The organism is Nocardia stercoris (genome assembly GCF_003696265.1).
In the GTDB taxonomy this organism is placed as follows: domain Bacteria; phylum Actinomycetota; class Actinomycetes; order Mycobacteriales; family Mycobacteriaceae; genus Nocardia; species Nocardia stercoris.
In genome coordinates, this window is record NZ_RFFH01000001.1 from 1,097,301 (window position 1) to 1,111,914 (window position 14,614).

Here is a 14,614-nt window from a genome sequence, read left to right on the forward strand (position 1 = left end):
GCGAGGTGGCAAGGGTGCGTCATGAATCGCACTGCTGCCGTGCCATTTTGGGCCATCCGCCCAAAATGGTGGGTGGTTTGGGTCACGGCAGAGATGGTCCGCTCGGTGTGGAGTCGCTATTTTCCCAGGCCAACGCGTCTGTAAAACGGTGGTGAGCGGTGAGCCCTTGGCCAACTACAAGCGGGTGGTGGCCGCGGTCCGCCGGATCACGTCGCCGGCGCCGGACGGTTTCGGTATCTCGCAGCGGAATGTTGTTGTGTCGACGGTGGGTTTGGCGCCCGCGATCCGCAAGCTGGCGGACGAGGACTTGTCGGTGACTCTGGCTGTCTCCCTGCATGCTCCGGACGACGAGCTGCGAGACACGTTGGTACCGGTCAACAATCGCTGGTCGTTGTCCGAAGTTCTCGACGCCGCACAGTATTACGCGGACAAGTCGGGGCGGCGGGTGTCGATCGAGTACGCGTTGATCCGCGATGTGAACGACCAGCCCTGGCGTGCGGACATGCTGGGTCAGAAGCTGCACAAGGCCCTGGGTTCCCTGGTTCACGTGAACCTGATCCCGCTGAACCCGACCCCGGGCAGCGAGTGGGACGCCAGCCCGAAGCCGGTGGAGCGCGAGTTCGTCCGCCGTGTGATCGCGCAGGGCGTCACGTGCACGGTCCGCGACACTCGCGGCCGCGAAATCGCCTCTGCCTGTGGGCAATTGGCCGCCGAGGGCTGAGATCTTCCACCTCGCTCGGCTACAACTGTTTCACTCCCGGGAATTCGGGGATGGGGCCGGTGAATTCAGGGAGAGCGGCGTGAAATTCGCGGCGCAGGCTACCGGCGGCCGGACATGACCGCCGCCCACGTGAGGGCGCCGAACGCACCCAGGTTGGCGGCCATCCGCACGATATTCCAGCGCACCCAGGACGACTCGAACTGGCTCCGGAGGGCGACGAAATCGGGCACCTGGTTCGGCGCGCCGGTGGCGGCCAGCTGGTTGTTCAGCGGCACGTTGATGCCGGACGTGATCAGGAAGCTCAGGACATTCAGCACCAGCCCGATAGCGATCCACAGGAGAACTCGCCGCTGGTCGGGTGCGCGATAGAAGATCGCGGCCAGCACCGAGAGGCCGGCCGAACCCAGGAAGCTGATCATGAACCACGGGTTGACGATCACCACGTTGATGCGATTCATCACCTCGACGAAGGTCTTGTCGTCGGACTGGCCGAGCGCGCCCATGACGGAGCAGGCGTAACCATAGTACAGGCCGGCGAGCAAGCCGGTGGTGACGACGGCCGCGACGAGGGTGGCGATGCGGTAGCTGTTGTTCATGCTCTCCAGTACAGATGTACGGAGCGGATCGTTCCATGGCTCAGGCTCTCGGCCGCATACGGCATCGTCTACCGTCGAATCGTGGATGTGTCGGTGGGGTGGATCGATGGCAACTGCCGCAACTCCTCCGGCCTAGATCGGCAATCTCCAATCGCTTCTTGACATCTGGCCGATCAAGGGCGAACCGCACTGTTGGTGGCCCGTCGGCACCAAGAGTGACCGTTTCGACGAGGAGCTTCACGTCTGCCAGGTCTTCGTCATCGGGCCGTCGAGGGCTGAGAACTTCTGCTACCTCGCCCGGCTACGTCTGTTTCGATCCTGGGAATTCGGGATTAGGCCGGTGAATTCAGGAAGGCGGCGAAGCGGGGGTAGACCTGTGCGGCTGGTTGCCGGTGCACAGTTGGTGTCGGTGGGCCGAGCTATGGTGGCGATCGAGGTTGACCAAGGGGAGTCCATCGATAACCAGGGGGGCCGCATCATGGTTGGTGAATCCTTCACCGCCCTGCAAGACCGAGTTGTCCAGCTGCGGGAAATTCTGCGAACAGCAAAGGATTTCGTCGTCCCGTGGAGGTATTTCCACGATGAATTGGCGATGAATCCGAACTTCCTGAGCACGGGTGGCTGGGCTACCAGTCCGCTAATCGACGCGGCAATCGAGCAGATCGCGCAGACGCGCGGTTGGGATCGGCCACCGGGTAACGAGCCGACCATCTGCATCCCCGAACTCGAGTTCTGGCACGGGCTTCGGTCACTGGGTGGCGGAACCGGCATCTTCTTCTACGACGAGCACTCCTGCCAGGGCCTGCTGGGAGTAATGACCGACCCCGCCGGTCCGGTCGATCTCTTTCGGCTGACCACCCTCGCATTTCCGGCCTGAGTCGCTGTGTACCGTCCTGGTCGGCCTCGACCCGGACGGCACGGCTACCCGTTTCGGAGCCACGGATTGATGACCTCGACGCCGGTGTGCTCGAAGTCTGCGGTATTGCGGGTGACGACCGGCATCGAGTGGACCAGTCCGGTGGCTGCGATCAATGAGTCTCGGAAGGGTCTGGTGACTGGCACGTGGAGTGCCGCGCTGCGTCGGGCGATCGTCGGGCCGATATCGATGATGCGGTCGGCGAAGGCGCTCATGACCTGGTTGTCGAGCCAGTGGCGCAGCGCTGCGCCTGCGGTCGGATCTTTGCGTTCGAGTTGCAGAACTCCGAGTTCCAGCTCGTGGACGGTGATCGCCGAGACGAACAGGGCGGCAGCCGGTACGTCGGCAGCCCATGCGACGACGTTGGTATCTGCACGCCCGTGTCGTGCCTTGCGGAGCTCCGATACGACGTTGGTGTCCAGAATGAACATGCTCAGTCCAGGTCCGCGGCGCGTGGCAGGTCCGCGATACGCGGGAATTCGACATCCAGGGTGCCGGCGTCGGTAGGGGCTGCCAGCAGATCGACGATGCTCGGCCCCCCGCCTGCGATACGAAGGTAGTCGTCGTAGCTGAGCAGAACGTGAGCCGGCCGGCCGCGGTCGGTGATGAAGACCGGGCCGAGCTTCGCGGCGGTCTTGGCCTGTCCGGTGTCCTGGTTGAACTCGCGACTGCTGAACGTGGTGATGGTCATGACGCCCTCCTTAGTAGCAATGTTACTACTTGATCGGAGGTCTAGCTTGGATGCTCGAATGTCGCGGCCGGTGTAGGCACCGCTCGGCCGGGTGATGCTCGCCACCGATTCACCTGTCGGCCAGCCTGGACGGCACCAACCTACGCTACCGTAGGTTGGTGCCGGAAACAGCCACCATCGAATGCGAATCACCGTCGAAGCCTCGGTTTCGGGGCTGGATACACGTCTGGGCGTGCGCGATTTCGGCCGTTGCCGGGATCGTTCTGGTCGCGGTAGCGGCCGGCGTTTCGCTGTCCGCGACCGTTGCGACAGCCGTCTACAGCGTGTCCGTGACGGGTCTGTTCGGCACTAGCGCCGTCTATCACCGCGTGTATTGGACCGACCCGCGCCACCGCATGTGGATGAAACGGGCGGACCACTCGATGATCTTCGTGCTCATCGCCGGGACCTATACGCCGATCGTCGTGCTCGGTGGCCTGCCGGGAGCGAGCCGATCCGCTCTGCTCGACGTCGTGTGGTTCGGCGGACTGGCGGGCGTACTGCTGAAACTGTTGTGGCCGACCGCTCCTCGCTGGGTGGGGGTGCTGCTCTATCTTCTGCTCGGATGGGCGATAGTGCCGTTCGTCCCGGCGGTCCTGCACACCATCGGCGCCGCGCCGCTGGTGCTCCTCGCGGTCGGTGGCGTCCTCTACTCGGCCGGCGCGATTCTCTACGCGACGAAATGGCCCAACCCGTGGCCGCGGAGCTTCGGCCATCACGAGTTCTTCCATGCCGCGACCGTCGCCGCCGCGGCCAGCCACTGCATCGCGGTGTGGGTGGTCGTCCTCCGGACGTAACGGGCTATGTGGCCGCTGTGGCAGTCGCGAGATGTTCGCGCAGCGCGCTCGCGACCAGGCTCGGCGTCCTCCAGCCAGGGAATATGCCCGACACCCGGCGGAGTCACCTCCCGGATGTGGTCCGGCAGATCGTCGAGAACCCGGCGGACGTGGCGTGCGTGATTCGGGTAGACGTCGAACTCGGAGATCATGATCGACGTCGGGACCTGGGCCCAGTCGAGGTCGATGGCCATTTCGTCCCAGCCGAAGGCGGCCAGTGACGACAGGTAGGTCGGGCAGCGTGCGATGGCGCGCAGCATGGTCTCGGCGTCTTCCGGTGCGACAGCGGTGACATCTCGAACGCAGTTGGCGAGCACCGGTGCCTGCAGCCGTCGGTCCGCCACGATGTGTTCACCGTGCAAGCGGGCCCGCAGGGCGATGCGGTACTGCTTCAGAAATTCGGTTCCCAGCCGCAACATGTCGTAGTCGAACCGTCGGGATCCGACGGAGGAGTTGATCGTCGCCAGCGACTCGGCGCGTTCACGGCGGGCGAGTTCGAAGCCGACCCGCCCACCCAGTGAGTTGCCGACGATGTGACAGGTGGAAAGTCCGAGGTCGTCCAGATCCCGCTCGACCCCATCCGCGACAGCGCGCAACCCGCGCTTCCATCGCGGCAGTACCCGTCCGCCCCAGTGCCCGGGCAATGTCGGTGCCATCGACCCTCGACGCCGGATCAGGGGTTTCCCTGCGCCGCAAGGGTTCTTGACCTAGCGTTTGCTTCATGCTGCAACAACCGCTGGTCGGGCATGTCAACGAAGCCGATATCCCGTGGGTGTGGGCCGGTGATGTCGGTCTGCAGTTGCTGCGGGTCTCGCCCTCGGGCTTCGTGCTGCGCAATCGGTTCAAGGCGGGGTTCAGTCTGCCCACGCACAAGCACACCGGGGCGGTGAACGCCTACACCTTCTCCGGTGACTGGTTCTATGCCGAGCAGGGGATCCACTACACCGCGGGCACGTTCATCCACGAACCCGCCGGTTCCGTCCATACCCTCACTGTCGCAGCGGATTCCGACGTTCTGTTCATCGTCGAGGGCGCCTTCGTCGATCTCGACGCGGACGGCAATGTCACCGGCGTCGTCGATTCGACGACGATCCGGGACGCGTACTTCGCGCTGTGTGATCTCGCCGGGATCGAGCGGCCCACCGGCATCCTCGAATAGTCGAGGGGCGCAATACCGTTCGCCATCACCGAGCCCATCGGCGACCGGTCGGCCGAACCGGTCGATCGAGTACGCGCTTGTCCGCGATGGGCACTGGGACACGAGCCGAATCCGGGCTGCATGAGTGATCTGCGTCACCTACTGTCAGGAAATTCTCCGGTGCGGTGTCTAGTGCTCGAACCCTCGCGGTCGAGTGAAGGAGGCACTCCATGGACACACGCGAACTCGGTGCACAGCGGCGGGCCGACGGCCGGCCGGCGGACCCCGCAGGTGGCGAGCACGCCGCGGTCGAGGCGACCGAAACGTTTCTCGCACACCGCAAGCTGCTGTTCACCGTCGCCTACGAACTGCTCGGATCGGTGGCCGACGTCGACGACATCCTGCAGGAAACCTGGCTGCGATGGATCACGGTCGACGCGGCCGTCGTCGACGAGCCCCGCGCCTATCTGGTTCAGATCGCGACCCGCCAGGCGATCAACCGGCTGCGGTCGCTGAAGCGCCGCCGAGAGACCTACGTGGGCTCCTGGCTGCCGGAGCCACTGCTCACCACCCCGGATGTGGCGGCCGACGTCGAACTCGCCGAAAGCGTATCGATGGCGCTGCTGCTCGTGCTCGAAACACTGACCCCGACCGAACGTGCGGTGTTCGTGCTGCGGGAGGCATTCGGGTTCGGCTACGACGAGATCGCGGTCGCGGTCGACAAGACCCCTGCCGCCGTACATCAGATAGCCCACCGCGCCCGCCGCCATGTCGAAGCCCGCCGGCCCCGCCGAGCGGTCACCGCGAGCCAGGCCGAGGCCACTGTCGTGGCCTTCCGGCGCGCACTGGAGACGCGGGACCTGCACGGCCTGCTCGCGGTGCTCGCACCCGACGTCGTGGCGACCAGCGATGGCGGCGGGATCAAACAGGCCACACCCCGCCCGGTCATCGGCGCCGACCGAGTGGCCCGCTTCATCGTCGGTGGTCTCGCCAAGAGCGACATCGCACTCACCGTCGAGCCGACGACGGTCAACGGCAGCCCAGCACTGGCGCTGCACGTCGACGGAGTATTCGACGGCGTCATGGCACTGCATGTCGAGAACACCCGCATCGCTGCTGTCTACTTCGTCCGCAACCCGCAGAAGCCTGACCCGCATCGAATCCGAAACGCCGCTCACCCTGCGGTGAAACCGGAGCTCGTCGAGCGAGCCTCCGGAGATCCACGTCACTGATTGCGGCCGTAGGGATTTCGGCGGCCGTCTCGTTCAGGAAATACGCAATCCATTCAGGAGCGAACCATGAAGCACCGCATCGTCGTCCTCGGAGCCGGATACGCCGGAACCTTCTCCGCCGGATACCTGGCACGCCAACTGCACGCCGACGACTTCGAGATCACAGTCGTCAACGCCGAACCCGATTTCGTCGAGCGGCTGCGCTTGCATCAGCTCGCCGCCGGGCAGGATCTGCGGCACCGGCCGCTGCCGGAGGTGTTCGCGGGCACCGGCATCCGGCTGCGAGTGGCGCGGGTGACCGGCGTCGACACCGCGCACCGGGCGGTCACCGTCACCGACGGCGACGGCATCGACCGGCTCGAATACGACACTCTTCTCTACACCCTCGGTAGCACCGTCGCCGACCACGGCGTTCCCGGCGTCGGTGCGCACGCCTTCCATGTCGCAGCGCGGCCGGCCGCGCTGCGTCTGCGCGCAGGCCTGGACGAACTCGGCACGGACGGTGAGGTTCTGGTGGTCGGCGGCAACCTGACCGCGATCGAGGCCGCCACCGAGATCGCCGAATCCCGTCCAGGACTTCGGGTCAGCCTCGTCACGAGGAGCGAACTGGGCGGCTGGCTGAGCACCAAGGGCCGCCGTCACCTACTGCGTGCCTTCGACCGGTTCGGCATCGCGGTCCACGAGCACACCACCATCCAACGTGTCGAGCAGGCGGCGGCGTTCACCGCCGACGGCACCCGGTTCGCCTCCGATGCAACCGTGTGGGCCGCCGGCTTCGCCGTCCACCCGATCGTCGCCGCCAGTGGCCTCGCCGTCGAAACCGACGGCCGGATCACGGTCGACCGTCAGATGCGATCGGTCTCGCACCCGAATGTCTACGTCGCCGGTGACAGTGCCTTCGTCATCGCCGAGAGCGGTCTGCCGTTGCCTATGTCCTGCGCGTCGACGGCACCGACCGCCAAGCAGGCGACGGCCGCGATCATCGGGGACCTGACCGGGCGCAAGATCCCGGCGATCACGATGTCGTACACCGGCAACCACATCAGCCTCGGCCGCAAGGACGCGATCTACCAATTCGTCGACCGGGCCGGGCAAACGAAGCCGCGGCCCCTGCGTGGCCGGACGGCCGCACGCGTCAAGTCGTCGATCCTCGACGGTGCCGCCTGGGCTCTGAGCCATCCGAACCTGGGAAAGCCGAGTCACCAGTACCGCTCGACGACCGCCACAGCCCACTCGCCCGAGTTGACCACCGGATAACGCGTACTTCGCGCCGTGTGATCTCGCCGGGATCGAGCGGCAGACCGGGATACTCGAACAGCCAAGGGGCGCATAACCGTTCGCCGTCCCGAGCTCACCGGTTCGCGATGTCGGCTCATTTCGGCCGGGTGGTCCTGACCTCCGAGTTGGCGTCAACCTGAGTGCAACCGGTGCGTCGCAACGCGGCGCTGCGTAATTTCCCCGGTGAAGGTCACGAGTATCAGCGTTCTGTAGCCCCGGCTTGCTGATCGGCAACCCTCCCAGCGGTGGGGTGCCCCGGGTGACGACCCGGCGAACCGGAATTCCCCGGTACGCAAGCGCTGTGGTTTCCGAGTTCTCGGAGCGAACCGCCGCAGATGAACCGGCACGCAACCGCGTGCCGGAAGTTTCGCGTGCCCAGGCACCCGGTTTTGAAGGATGAGTTGATGAGCACTTCGTGGTTCGGGTCGTGGCGGGGACGCCGGGTGTTCGCCGGGGTGCTCTCGGTGGCGGCGGTGGCCGGAGTGCTCACCGCCTGCAGTGACAGCGGATCCGCGGGCGCCGGCGACACCGTGTACCTCGGCGTGTCCGGGCCGCGTACCGGCCCGAACGCCGAGTACGGCCGGTTGTGGCAGCAGGGTTTCGACCTGGCACTGGCACAGATCAATGCCGCGGGCGGGATCGACGGCAAGAAGGTCGCGTTGAAATGGGAGGATTCTCAGTCCGACCCGAAGCAGACGGTCCCGATCGCGACCAAGTTCGTCGCCGATTCGTCGATCATCGCGGAGCTGGGCGACTTCTCCTCGCCGGCTTCCATCGCGGCGTCCCCGGTGTACAACCGCGGCAAGCTCGTGCAGTACGGATTCACCAACTCCTCGGGCGAATTCACCAAGGGCGGGGACTATTCGTGGAGCCCGTCGATCACGCAGGACATCTACCAGGAGCGCACCGCACAGTGGGCGGCGCAGCGCGGCTACCGGAAGGTCTCGGTCGTCTATCTCGAAACCGACTGGGGCAAGGAAGCATTCCGGGACTTCCAGCAGTCGGCGAAGGACAAGGGGATCGACATCGCCTACTCGTCGTCGATCCTGCCCGACTCCACCGATTTCCGGCCCGTGCTCATCAAGGCCCGCGACGCGGCACCGGACGCGGTCGTGCACCTGGGGTACGGTCCCGACGGTGCGCTGGTGGTCAAGCAACTGCGTGACGTCGGCTTCACCGGCCCGTTCCTCGGCGGCCAGAACACCCCTCAATTCGTCCAACTGGCCGGCGCGGCCGCCGAGGGCGACATCGTCAACGGCACTTTCTCCCCGCAGGACAGCCGACCCGAAGTCCAGGACTTCGTCGCCAAGTTCCGCGACCGGTTCGGTGCCGACCCCGGTGATTTCAACGTCTACGCCTACGACGCCGTCCAGGTGGTCGTGCAGGCCGCACGTAAGGAAGGCGCGACCCGCGACGGAATCCTGAAGGGCCTGCGCGAGATAAAGGACTTCCACGGTATCGGCCTGGGCACCTTCGCTTTCGATCAGCAGACCCGCCGGCCCACCGGCGTGAAGCCGTTCGAACTGGCCCTGAAGGACGGCAAATTCACGCCGACCGGTAACCGCTGATGCTCGACACCCTCGTCTCCGGGCTGGTGCACGGCAACGCGTACGCGCTCGTCGCGGTCGGCATCACCCTGATCTTCGGGGTCGCCAACGTCGTCAACTTCGCGCACGGCTCGGTGTTCGCGCTCGGGTCCGTGCTCGGCTGGTGGCTCATCGCCCAGCATCATCTGCCCTGGTGGCTCGCCTCGGTACTGGTGGTCGCCGCCACCGCACTGGTGGGCGTGCTGATCGACGTGATCGCGGTACAGCCGCTGCGCCGGGCCCCGGCCGTCGCGGCACTACTGGCCACGGTCGCGGCGGGCCTGATCATCGAGAATCTCGCCGCGATCGGGTTCGGGCCGGACACCCGGCCGTTCCCGGAAGTTCTGGCCACCGACGACATTCCGGTCGGCGGGATCCGGCTGGGCACCTCCGACCTGGTGATGTTCGTGATCACCCTCACGGTCATGACCGGGCTGTGGGGCTTCCTGCGGTTCGCGCGCTACGGGCTGGCGATCCGGGCGACCGCGCAGGATCCCGATGCCGCGGCGCAGATGGGAATTCCGGTGGCCCGGGTGCGTTCACTGGCGTTCGCGGTGGCGTCCGGGCTCGGCGGACTGGCGGGCATCTTCGTCGGCCTCTACAACTCCAACGTCTCGCCGACCTCGGGCAGCGTCGTGGGGATGACCGGTTTCGTCGCCGCGACCGTCGGCGGGCTGGGCTCGATTCCCGGCGCGGTACTGGGCGGTTTCGTTCTGGGCCTGGTGGAGGCCTTCGGAATCTATTGGCTCGGTGACGGTTACCGCGATCTGCTGACCTTCGGTCTGCTGGTGCTGTTCCTGGTGCTGCGCCCGGGCGGACTGCTGACCCGGCCGCCGGCCGTCGAGTCCGAGCCGATGACCGGGACCTTCCTGGGTTCCGGACGGCAGCTGCCGGTGCGCGACTGGCAGGCCGGGGTGGTGTTCCTGCTCGCGCTGACCGTGCTGCCGGTCGTGTCGAACAGCTACGCGATGTCGGTGGGTACGCAGATCCTCGCCTACGCCGTCATCGCGGTGTCGATGACGCTGGTGGCCGGTGCGGCCGGGCAGCTGGTCATCGGCCAGGCCGGGCCCATCGCGATCGGCGCCTACACCAGCGCCGTCCTGACCGTCGGCCACGGGTGGTCGTTCCTGCCGGCTGTGGTCGCGGCGGGAGTGCTGGCCGCCGTGCTGTCGTCGGTCCTGGCGGCGCCGCTGTGGCGGCTCGGTGGTCACTACGTCGCGATCGCCACGCTCGGCATCGGGATCGTCACCGTCGCGCTGATCCGGATCTGGGAGCCGGTCACACGCGGCAGCTACGGCATCTTCGGAATTCCCGCACCGCGACTGTTCGGCATCGAATTCGACACCAGCCGTGCACTTTTCCGGCTCGATCTGGTGTTTTTGGGCCTCACGCTGCTGGTGGTCCTCGCCGTCACGCGGTCCCGGCTCGGACTCGTGCTGCGCGCGGTGGGAGCCGACGAGACAGCGGCGCGGGCGGCCGGGATCCGTGCCCGCGACTACAAGGCACTCGCCTTCGCGGTCGCGGCGTTCTTCTCCGGTATCGGCGGCGCCCTGCTGGCCCACCAGTACGGCTACATCGACCCGACCGTCTTCAACCTGCCGATGTCGCTGCTGGCGGTGACGATCCTGGTACTGGGTGGCACCGCGTCCCCATACGGTGCGGTCCTGGGTTCGGTGGTGCTGATCGGCCTGCCGGAGGCGCTGCGCCTCGCCCCGTCCGCCCGGATTCTGCTCTACGGTGCGGTGCTGCTGGTGATCATCCGGTTCCGTCCGCAGGGCCTTCTGACGAGGAGTCATCGTGTCGCAATCCCAGCGTGAACCAGTGCTGACCGTCACCGGCCTGCGGCGTTCGTTCGGCGGCGTACAGGCCGTCGACGGTGTCGAATTCCATGTTGCGGCAGGCGAATTCGTTTCGATCATCGGTCCGAACGGGTCGGGGAAGTCGACCACGGTGAACCTCGTGTCCGGCGTGCTCCGCCCGGACAGCGGGACGGTGCGGGTGCAATCGACGGTGGTGCGGCCCGGCCGGCCCGAGGCGGCGGCCCGGGCGGGCATCGCGCGCACCTTCCAGAACGGCCGCGTGTTCGGCGACCTGAGCATCCGGGAGAACGTCGACGTCGGCCTGCAGACGACGGTGCGGGCCGCGCTCCCGCTGCGCGCCCTGGCCGGCGTCCCGGTGCTGCGGTGGGCCGGGCTGCTTGCCGAACTGTTCGTGGCCCTGGTTCCGTTGCCCGGGGTGCGGGCCGAACGTGCACGGGCGGCCGGCCGCATCGACGCCGAACTCGCCCGATTCGGCGACCGGCTGACCCCGCGCGCCGACCACGCCACCCACACCCTGTCCTACGCCAACCGCCGGCGCACCGAGATCGCCCGGGCGCTGATCGCCGACCCGGTGGTGTTGCTGCTCGACGAGCCGGCCGCCGGCATGAACCAGACCGAGACCGCCGAAATCGGTGCGCAGCTGGCCGAATTGAAGGCGCAGGGGCAGACGATCGTGCTGATCGAGCACAAGATGACGCTGGTGCGAGCACTGTCGGATCGGGTGATCGTGCTCGACGAGGGGCGCGTCATCGCCGAGGGAAGCCCCGATCAGGTCCTCGACGATCCCCGGGTGGTCGAGGCCTATCTGGGGCGCCGGACCGAAACCGGTTCGGCCGCAAACCGAGTGGCGGACGCGGCCGAACGGGAGGTGCCCGCGCATGCTGGACAGTGAGATCCGAACCCCGGCCGTGAACATCACGGCGACGGTTCCGGCCGCTGAGCCGCCGATCCTCGAATTCGACCGCGTAGACGTGCATTACGGGCCGTCGTCGGCACTGAACCAGGTCTCCCTCGTCGTGCGGCCGGGGGAGATCGTGTCGCTGCTGGGCGGCAACGCCTCGGGCAAGTCCACCACGATGAAGACCGCGCTCGGACTGCTGCGGCCGACCGCCGGAACGGTCCGGATCGACGGGATCGACGTCACCGGCACCACCCCCGCGGCCCGCATCGCCGCGGGACTGGCCTCGGTGCCGGAGGCTCGGCGCGTGTTCCCGGCCCTGACGGTCGAGGAGAACCTGCTGGTCGGCGCCCATATCCGGGCCGAGCGCCGGAAGGTGTCACTTGCCCGCGCCGCCGAGCTGTACCAGCACTTCCCGCGATTGGCGCAGCGCCGCCGTCAGCATGCCGGCACGCTGTCCGGCGGCGAACAGCAGATGCTGGCCTTCGCGCGCGCCCTGATGTCGCGGCCGCGATTGATCTGCATGGACGAACCCACCATGGGACTGTCGCCACTGTTCGTCGACCGGGTACTCGACGAAATCTCGCGGCTGAACCGGGAATTGGGCCTGGCCATCCTCATCGTCGAACAGCAGGCCGAGCTGGCGCTGAGCATCGCGCACACCGCGAATGTGCTGCGCGGCGGTGAGATAGTACTGCGCGGCCGCGCCGCCGACCTGATCGACGACCCCGCCGTCCGGGATGCCTATCTCGGTGCGGCACAACCGGAGAAGGGAGAAACGCAATGACGGCCGGCCCGTCGCGTCTCGGTCTGTTCAGCAGGCTGGTGCGCCCGAACGACACGCAGGACGCCGCGTCGGTCTACCGCGACGCACTCGAACAGATCGCCCTGGCCGAACGCCTCGGTTACGACACCGCCTGGGTGGCCCAGCATCACATCGATGCGGCCGAGGGCGGATTGCCCTCCCCGTTCGTCTTCCTCGCTCACGTGGCGGCCCGCTGCCACCGGATCCGGCTGGGTACCGCCATCGTCACGCTGGCGCTGGAGGATCCGATCCGGGTCGCCGAGGATGCCGCGGTCCTGGACGCGCTTTCGGACGGTCGGCTCGAATTGGGTTTCGGGGCAGGAGGTTCCGCGAGTTCGTTCGAACTGTTCGGAGTCGACGGCTACAGCCGGACGCGGACCTACGCGACCAAGCTGGAACGCGTGACCGCCGCGTTCGCCGGTGAACCACTGGCCGGCGCGCGCACGCTGCATCCGCCGGCGGCCGGACTGCGGGCCCGCACCTGGCAGGCCACCTTCTCGGGCTCCGGTGCGGTCCGGGCCGGCGCGGCCGGTGACGGCCTGCTGCTGTCACGCAGCCAGCCGCGCGATCCGCACGGGCAGGCCGCCACCCTGGTGGAGATCCAACAGCCTTTGCTCACGGCCTACCGTGCGGCCCTGCCCGCCGGAGTCACCCCCCGGATCGGAGCCTCGCGCAGTGTCTTCGTGGCCGACGACCACCACACCGCGTGGGCCGCGGCGCAGCACGGCGCCCGGCGATTTCTCGACCACCTCCGGGACACCGGTGCGACCGCGCTGGCCGGCACGGTCGACGAGGTCCTGCGTGACTCCTACATCGGCACACCGGACGAGGTCGCCGAGCAACTGGCCGCGGACACCGTGGTCGCGCAAGCAACGGACCTGATCGTCCAGGTCCATCCGATCGATCCGGGCCAGGCGGCCACCTTGCGGTCGATCGAACTACTGGCCACCGAGGTCGTCCCGCGGCTGCGGGGGACATCGAGCATCCCGACAGGAGATTTCCAGTGAGCGACACCGACGTCATCGAGTCCGTCCTCGGCGACCGGGCGGCGACCGTGCGGGACCTGCGCGCGGCCAGGCCGGCCGTCGCCACCCACACCCAAGAGGTGTTCGAGGCCCTGTTCACCGGCTCTGCGGCCGACGGACTCGGACCGCAGCGGCTGACGGCCGTGGCGGCGGCGGTGGCGGAGCTGGCCGGTGCACCCGATCTCGCGGCCTTCTATCGGCGCCAGGCCGCCGCGCCGGTGTCCGGCGATCCGGTGCTCGCCGTCCTCCTGCGCCACGCACTGCTCGTCACGACACAGCCGAGTGCGGCGACCCGCGTCGACATCGACGCGCTCACGGCCGCGGGACTGTCCACGGCCGACATCGTGACGCTGTCCCAGCTGATCGGCTACGTCAACTACCAGGTTCGGTTGCTGGCCGGCCTCACCCTGATCGGAGCATCCCATGACTGAGGTTCGCAGTGTCGACGCGGATCGGCGGCCCGCCGGGTTCACCCAGGATGTGCTCGGGTGGGCCGCCTGGGTCGAGCCGATCCTGCTGGCCGACGCCGACGACGAGCAGCTGCCGCTGCTCGAAGGATTCCGTGGCGAGGGGCCGTATTTCCGCCTGCTGGCACGCAATCCGCGCGTGCTGGCCGCGCGCAGCGCCAACGACAAGGAGATCTTCTACGGGAAGGCCGGGCTCGGCCGCGCCGAACGTGAACTCGCCGCCACCGTCACGTCGCGGCACACCGGCTGCGCCTACTGCGCGTCCGTGCACTCGCGGCTGACCTCGGCACTGTCCAAGCGGGAGGCCGATGTGCAACGCCTGCTCGACGAGGGGAACACCGTCCGCATCGATGCTCGCTGGGACGCGATCATCGACTTCGTCGACGCGCTCGCGGCGACGCCACCGCGTGCCACCGAGCGGCACATCGATTCCCTACGGGTCCAGGGTTTCTCCGACTCCGACATCTACGATCTGACGCTGTCGGCCGCCTCGTTCACCTGGGCGAACCGGTTGATGCTCACGCTCGGAGAGCCGGAGGTCCCCGCGTCGGTGGACTGAGCCGGTC

Annotated in this window: 16 protein-coding genes, 1 pseudogene and 1 riboswitch; of the genes and pseudogenes, 13 read left to right on the forward strand and 4 right to left on the reverse strand. The window is 67.5% G+C overall.

The genetic code is table 11. From position 1 onward, the window contains the following. Positions 1 to 85: 85 nt before the first annotated feature. A pseudogene (locus tag EBN03_RS05015) lies at positions 86 to 721 on the forward strand (radical SAM protein); the annotation flags it as partial. Between the two features lie 98 nt (positions 722 to 819). Here the strand turns inward: EBN03_RS05015 and EBN03_RS05020 are convergent. After that, positions 820 to 1,317, reverse strand: a complete 498-nt coding sequence (locus tag EBN03_RS05020; RefSeq protein ID WP_122186575.1) for an anthrone oxygenase family protein — start codon at positions 1,315 to 1,317, stop codon at positions 820 to 822. A 376-nt stretch (positions 1,318 to 1,693) separates the two neighbouring features. Between EBN03_RS05020 and EBN03_RS05025 the strand changes: the two genes are divergently transcribed. Beyond that, positions 1,694 to 2,194 (forward strand): hypothetical protein, encoded by a 501-nt coding sequence (locus EBN03_RS05025; RefSeq protein WP_147471465.1) that lies wholly within the window; start codon positions 1,694 to 1,696, stop codon positions 2,192 to 2,194. A gap of 44 nt (positions 2,195 to 2,238) precedes the next feature. Here the strand turns inward: EBN03_RS05025 and EBN03_RS05030 are convergent, their stop codons facing one another. Both EBN03_RS05030 and EBN03_RS05035 read right to left on the reverse strand, forming a co-directional pair. Then, positions 2,239 to 2,664: a type II toxin-antitoxin system VapC family toxin gene (locus EBN03_RS05030; protein WP_122186577.1), complete on the reverse strand. Its 426-nt coding sequence runs from the start codon at positions 2,662 to 2,664 to the stop codon at positions 2,239 to 2,241. Between the two features lie 2 nt (positions 2,665 to 2,666). Then, on the reverse strand, positions 2,667 to 2,924 hold the full coding sequence (locus tag EBN03_RS05035; RefSeq protein WP_122186578.1) for a type II toxin-antitoxin system prevent-host-death family antitoxin: 258 nt from the start codon (positions 2,922 to 2,924) through the stop codon (positions 2,667 to 2,669). A 176-nt stretch (positions 2,925 to 3,100) separates the two neighbouring features. Here EBN03_RS05035 and trhA point away from each other — a divergent pair, with 176 nt between their 5' ends. Continuing rightward, complete coding sequence (trhA, locus tag EBN03_RS05040) at positions 3,101 to 3,760, forward strand: PAQR family membrane homeostasis protein TrhA (protein WP_122186834.1); 660 nt, start codon at positions 3,101 to 3,103, stop codon at positions 3,758 to 3,760. Here trhA and EBN03_RS05045 read toward each other — a convergent pair. Then, entirely contained in the window at positions 3,679 to 4,455 is a 777-nt protein-coding gene (locus EBN03_RS05045; protein WP_122186579.1) for an alpha/beta fold hydrolase, read from the reverse strand. The two genes, trhA and EBN03_RS05045, sit on opposite strands and share 82 nt — an antisense overlap. A 65-nt stretch (positions 4,456 to 4,520) precedes the next feature. Here EBN03_RS05045 and EBN03_RS05050 point away from each other — a divergent pair, with 65 nt between their 5' ends. The 10 genes from EBN03_RS05050 to EBN03_RS05095 all read left to right on the forward strand — a co-directional run bounded on the left by EBN03_RS05050 (position 4,521) and on the right by EBN03_RS05095 (position 14,607). Further along, positions 4,521 to 4,958, forward strand: a complete 438-nt coding sequence (locus tag EBN03_RS05050) for a 2,4'-dihydroxyacetophenone dioxygenase family protein (protein WP_122186580.1) — start codon at positions 4,521 to 4,523, stop codon at positions 4,956 to 4,958. A 209-nt stretch (positions 4,959 to 5,167) separates the two neighbouring features. Next, positions 5,168 to 6,169, forward strand: coding sequence for an RNA polymerase sigma-70 factor (locus EBN03_RS05055; RefSeq protein WP_325052049.1), 1,002 nt, complete (start codon positions 5,168 to 5,170; stop codon positions 6,167 to 6,169). Positions 6,170 to 6,235: 66 nt separating this feature from the next. After that, positions 6,236 to 7,426 carry an NAD(P)/FAD-dependent oxidoreductase gene (locus EBN03_RS05060; RefSeq protein WP_122186581.1) on the forward strand — a complete coding sequence of 397 codons (1,191 nt, stop codon included), beginning with the start codon at positions 6,236 to 6,238 and terminating at the stop codon, positions 7,424 to 7,426. Between the two features lie 209 nt (positions 7,427 to 7,635). Further along, a riboswitch (SAM riboswitch) is annotated at positions 7,636 to 7,752 on the forward strand. A gap of 99 nt (positions 7,753 to 7,851) precedes the next feature. Continuing rightward, positions 7,852 to 9,015, forward strand: a complete 1,164-nt coding sequence (locus tag EBN03_RS05065) for an ABC transporter substrate-binding protein (RefSeq protein WP_122186582.1) — start codon at positions 7,852 to 7,854, stop codon at positions 9,013 to 9,015. Continuing rightward, positions 9,015 to 10,850, forward strand: coding sequence for an ABC transporter permease (locus EBN03_RS05070; RefSeq protein WP_122186583.1), 1,836 nt, complete (start codon positions 9,015 to 9,017; stop codon positions 10,848 to 10,850). The genes EBN03_RS05065 and EBN03_RS05070 overlap by 1 nt, the downstream gene beginning before the upstream one ends. After that, on the forward strand, positions 10,831 to 11,745 hold the full coding sequence (locus EBN03_RS05075) for an ABC transporter ATP-binding protein (RefSeq protein WP_122186584.1): 915 nt from the start codon (positions 10,831 to 10,833) through the stop codon (positions 11,743 to 11,745). The genes EBN03_RS05070 and EBN03_RS05075 overlap by 20 nt, the downstream gene beginning before the upstream one ends. Continuing rightward, positions 11,732 to 12,538, forward strand: a complete 807-nt coding sequence (locus tag EBN03_RS05080; RefSeq protein ID WP_122186585.1) for an ABC transporter ATP-binding protein — start codon at positions 11,732 to 11,734, stop codon at positions 12,536 to 12,538. The genes EBN03_RS05075 and EBN03_RS05080 overlap by 14 nt, the downstream gene beginning before the upstream one ends. Then, the gene (locus EBN03_RS05085; RefSeq protein WP_122186586.1) at positions 12,535 to 13,563 is read left to right on the forward strand and encodes a putative FMN-dependent luciferase-like monooxygenase; all 1,029 of its coding nucleotides are present in this window, start codon (positions 12,535 to 12,537) and stop codon (positions 13,561 to 13,563) included. Before EBN03_RS05080 ends, EBN03_RS05085 begins: the two co-directional genes overlap by 4 nt. Continuing rightward, positions 13,560 to 14,012 (forward strand): hypothetical protein, encoded by a 453-nt coding sequence (locus EBN03_RS05090; protein WP_122186587.1) that lies wholly within the window; start codon positions 13,560 to 13,562, stop codon positions 14,010 to 14,012. The genes EBN03_RS05085 and EBN03_RS05090 overlap by 4 nt, the downstream gene beginning before the upstream one ends. Next, positions 14,005 to 14,607 carry a peroxidase-related enzyme gene (locus EBN03_RS05095; protein ID WP_122186588.1) on the forward strand — a complete coding sequence of 201 codons (603 nt, stop codon included), beginning with the start codon at positions 14,005 to 14,007 and terminating at the stop codon, positions 14,605 to 14,607. Before EBN03_RS05090 ends, EBN03_RS05095 begins: the two co-directional genes overlap by 8 nt. The last annotated feature ends 7 nt before the right edge of the window (positions 14,608 to 14,614 follow it).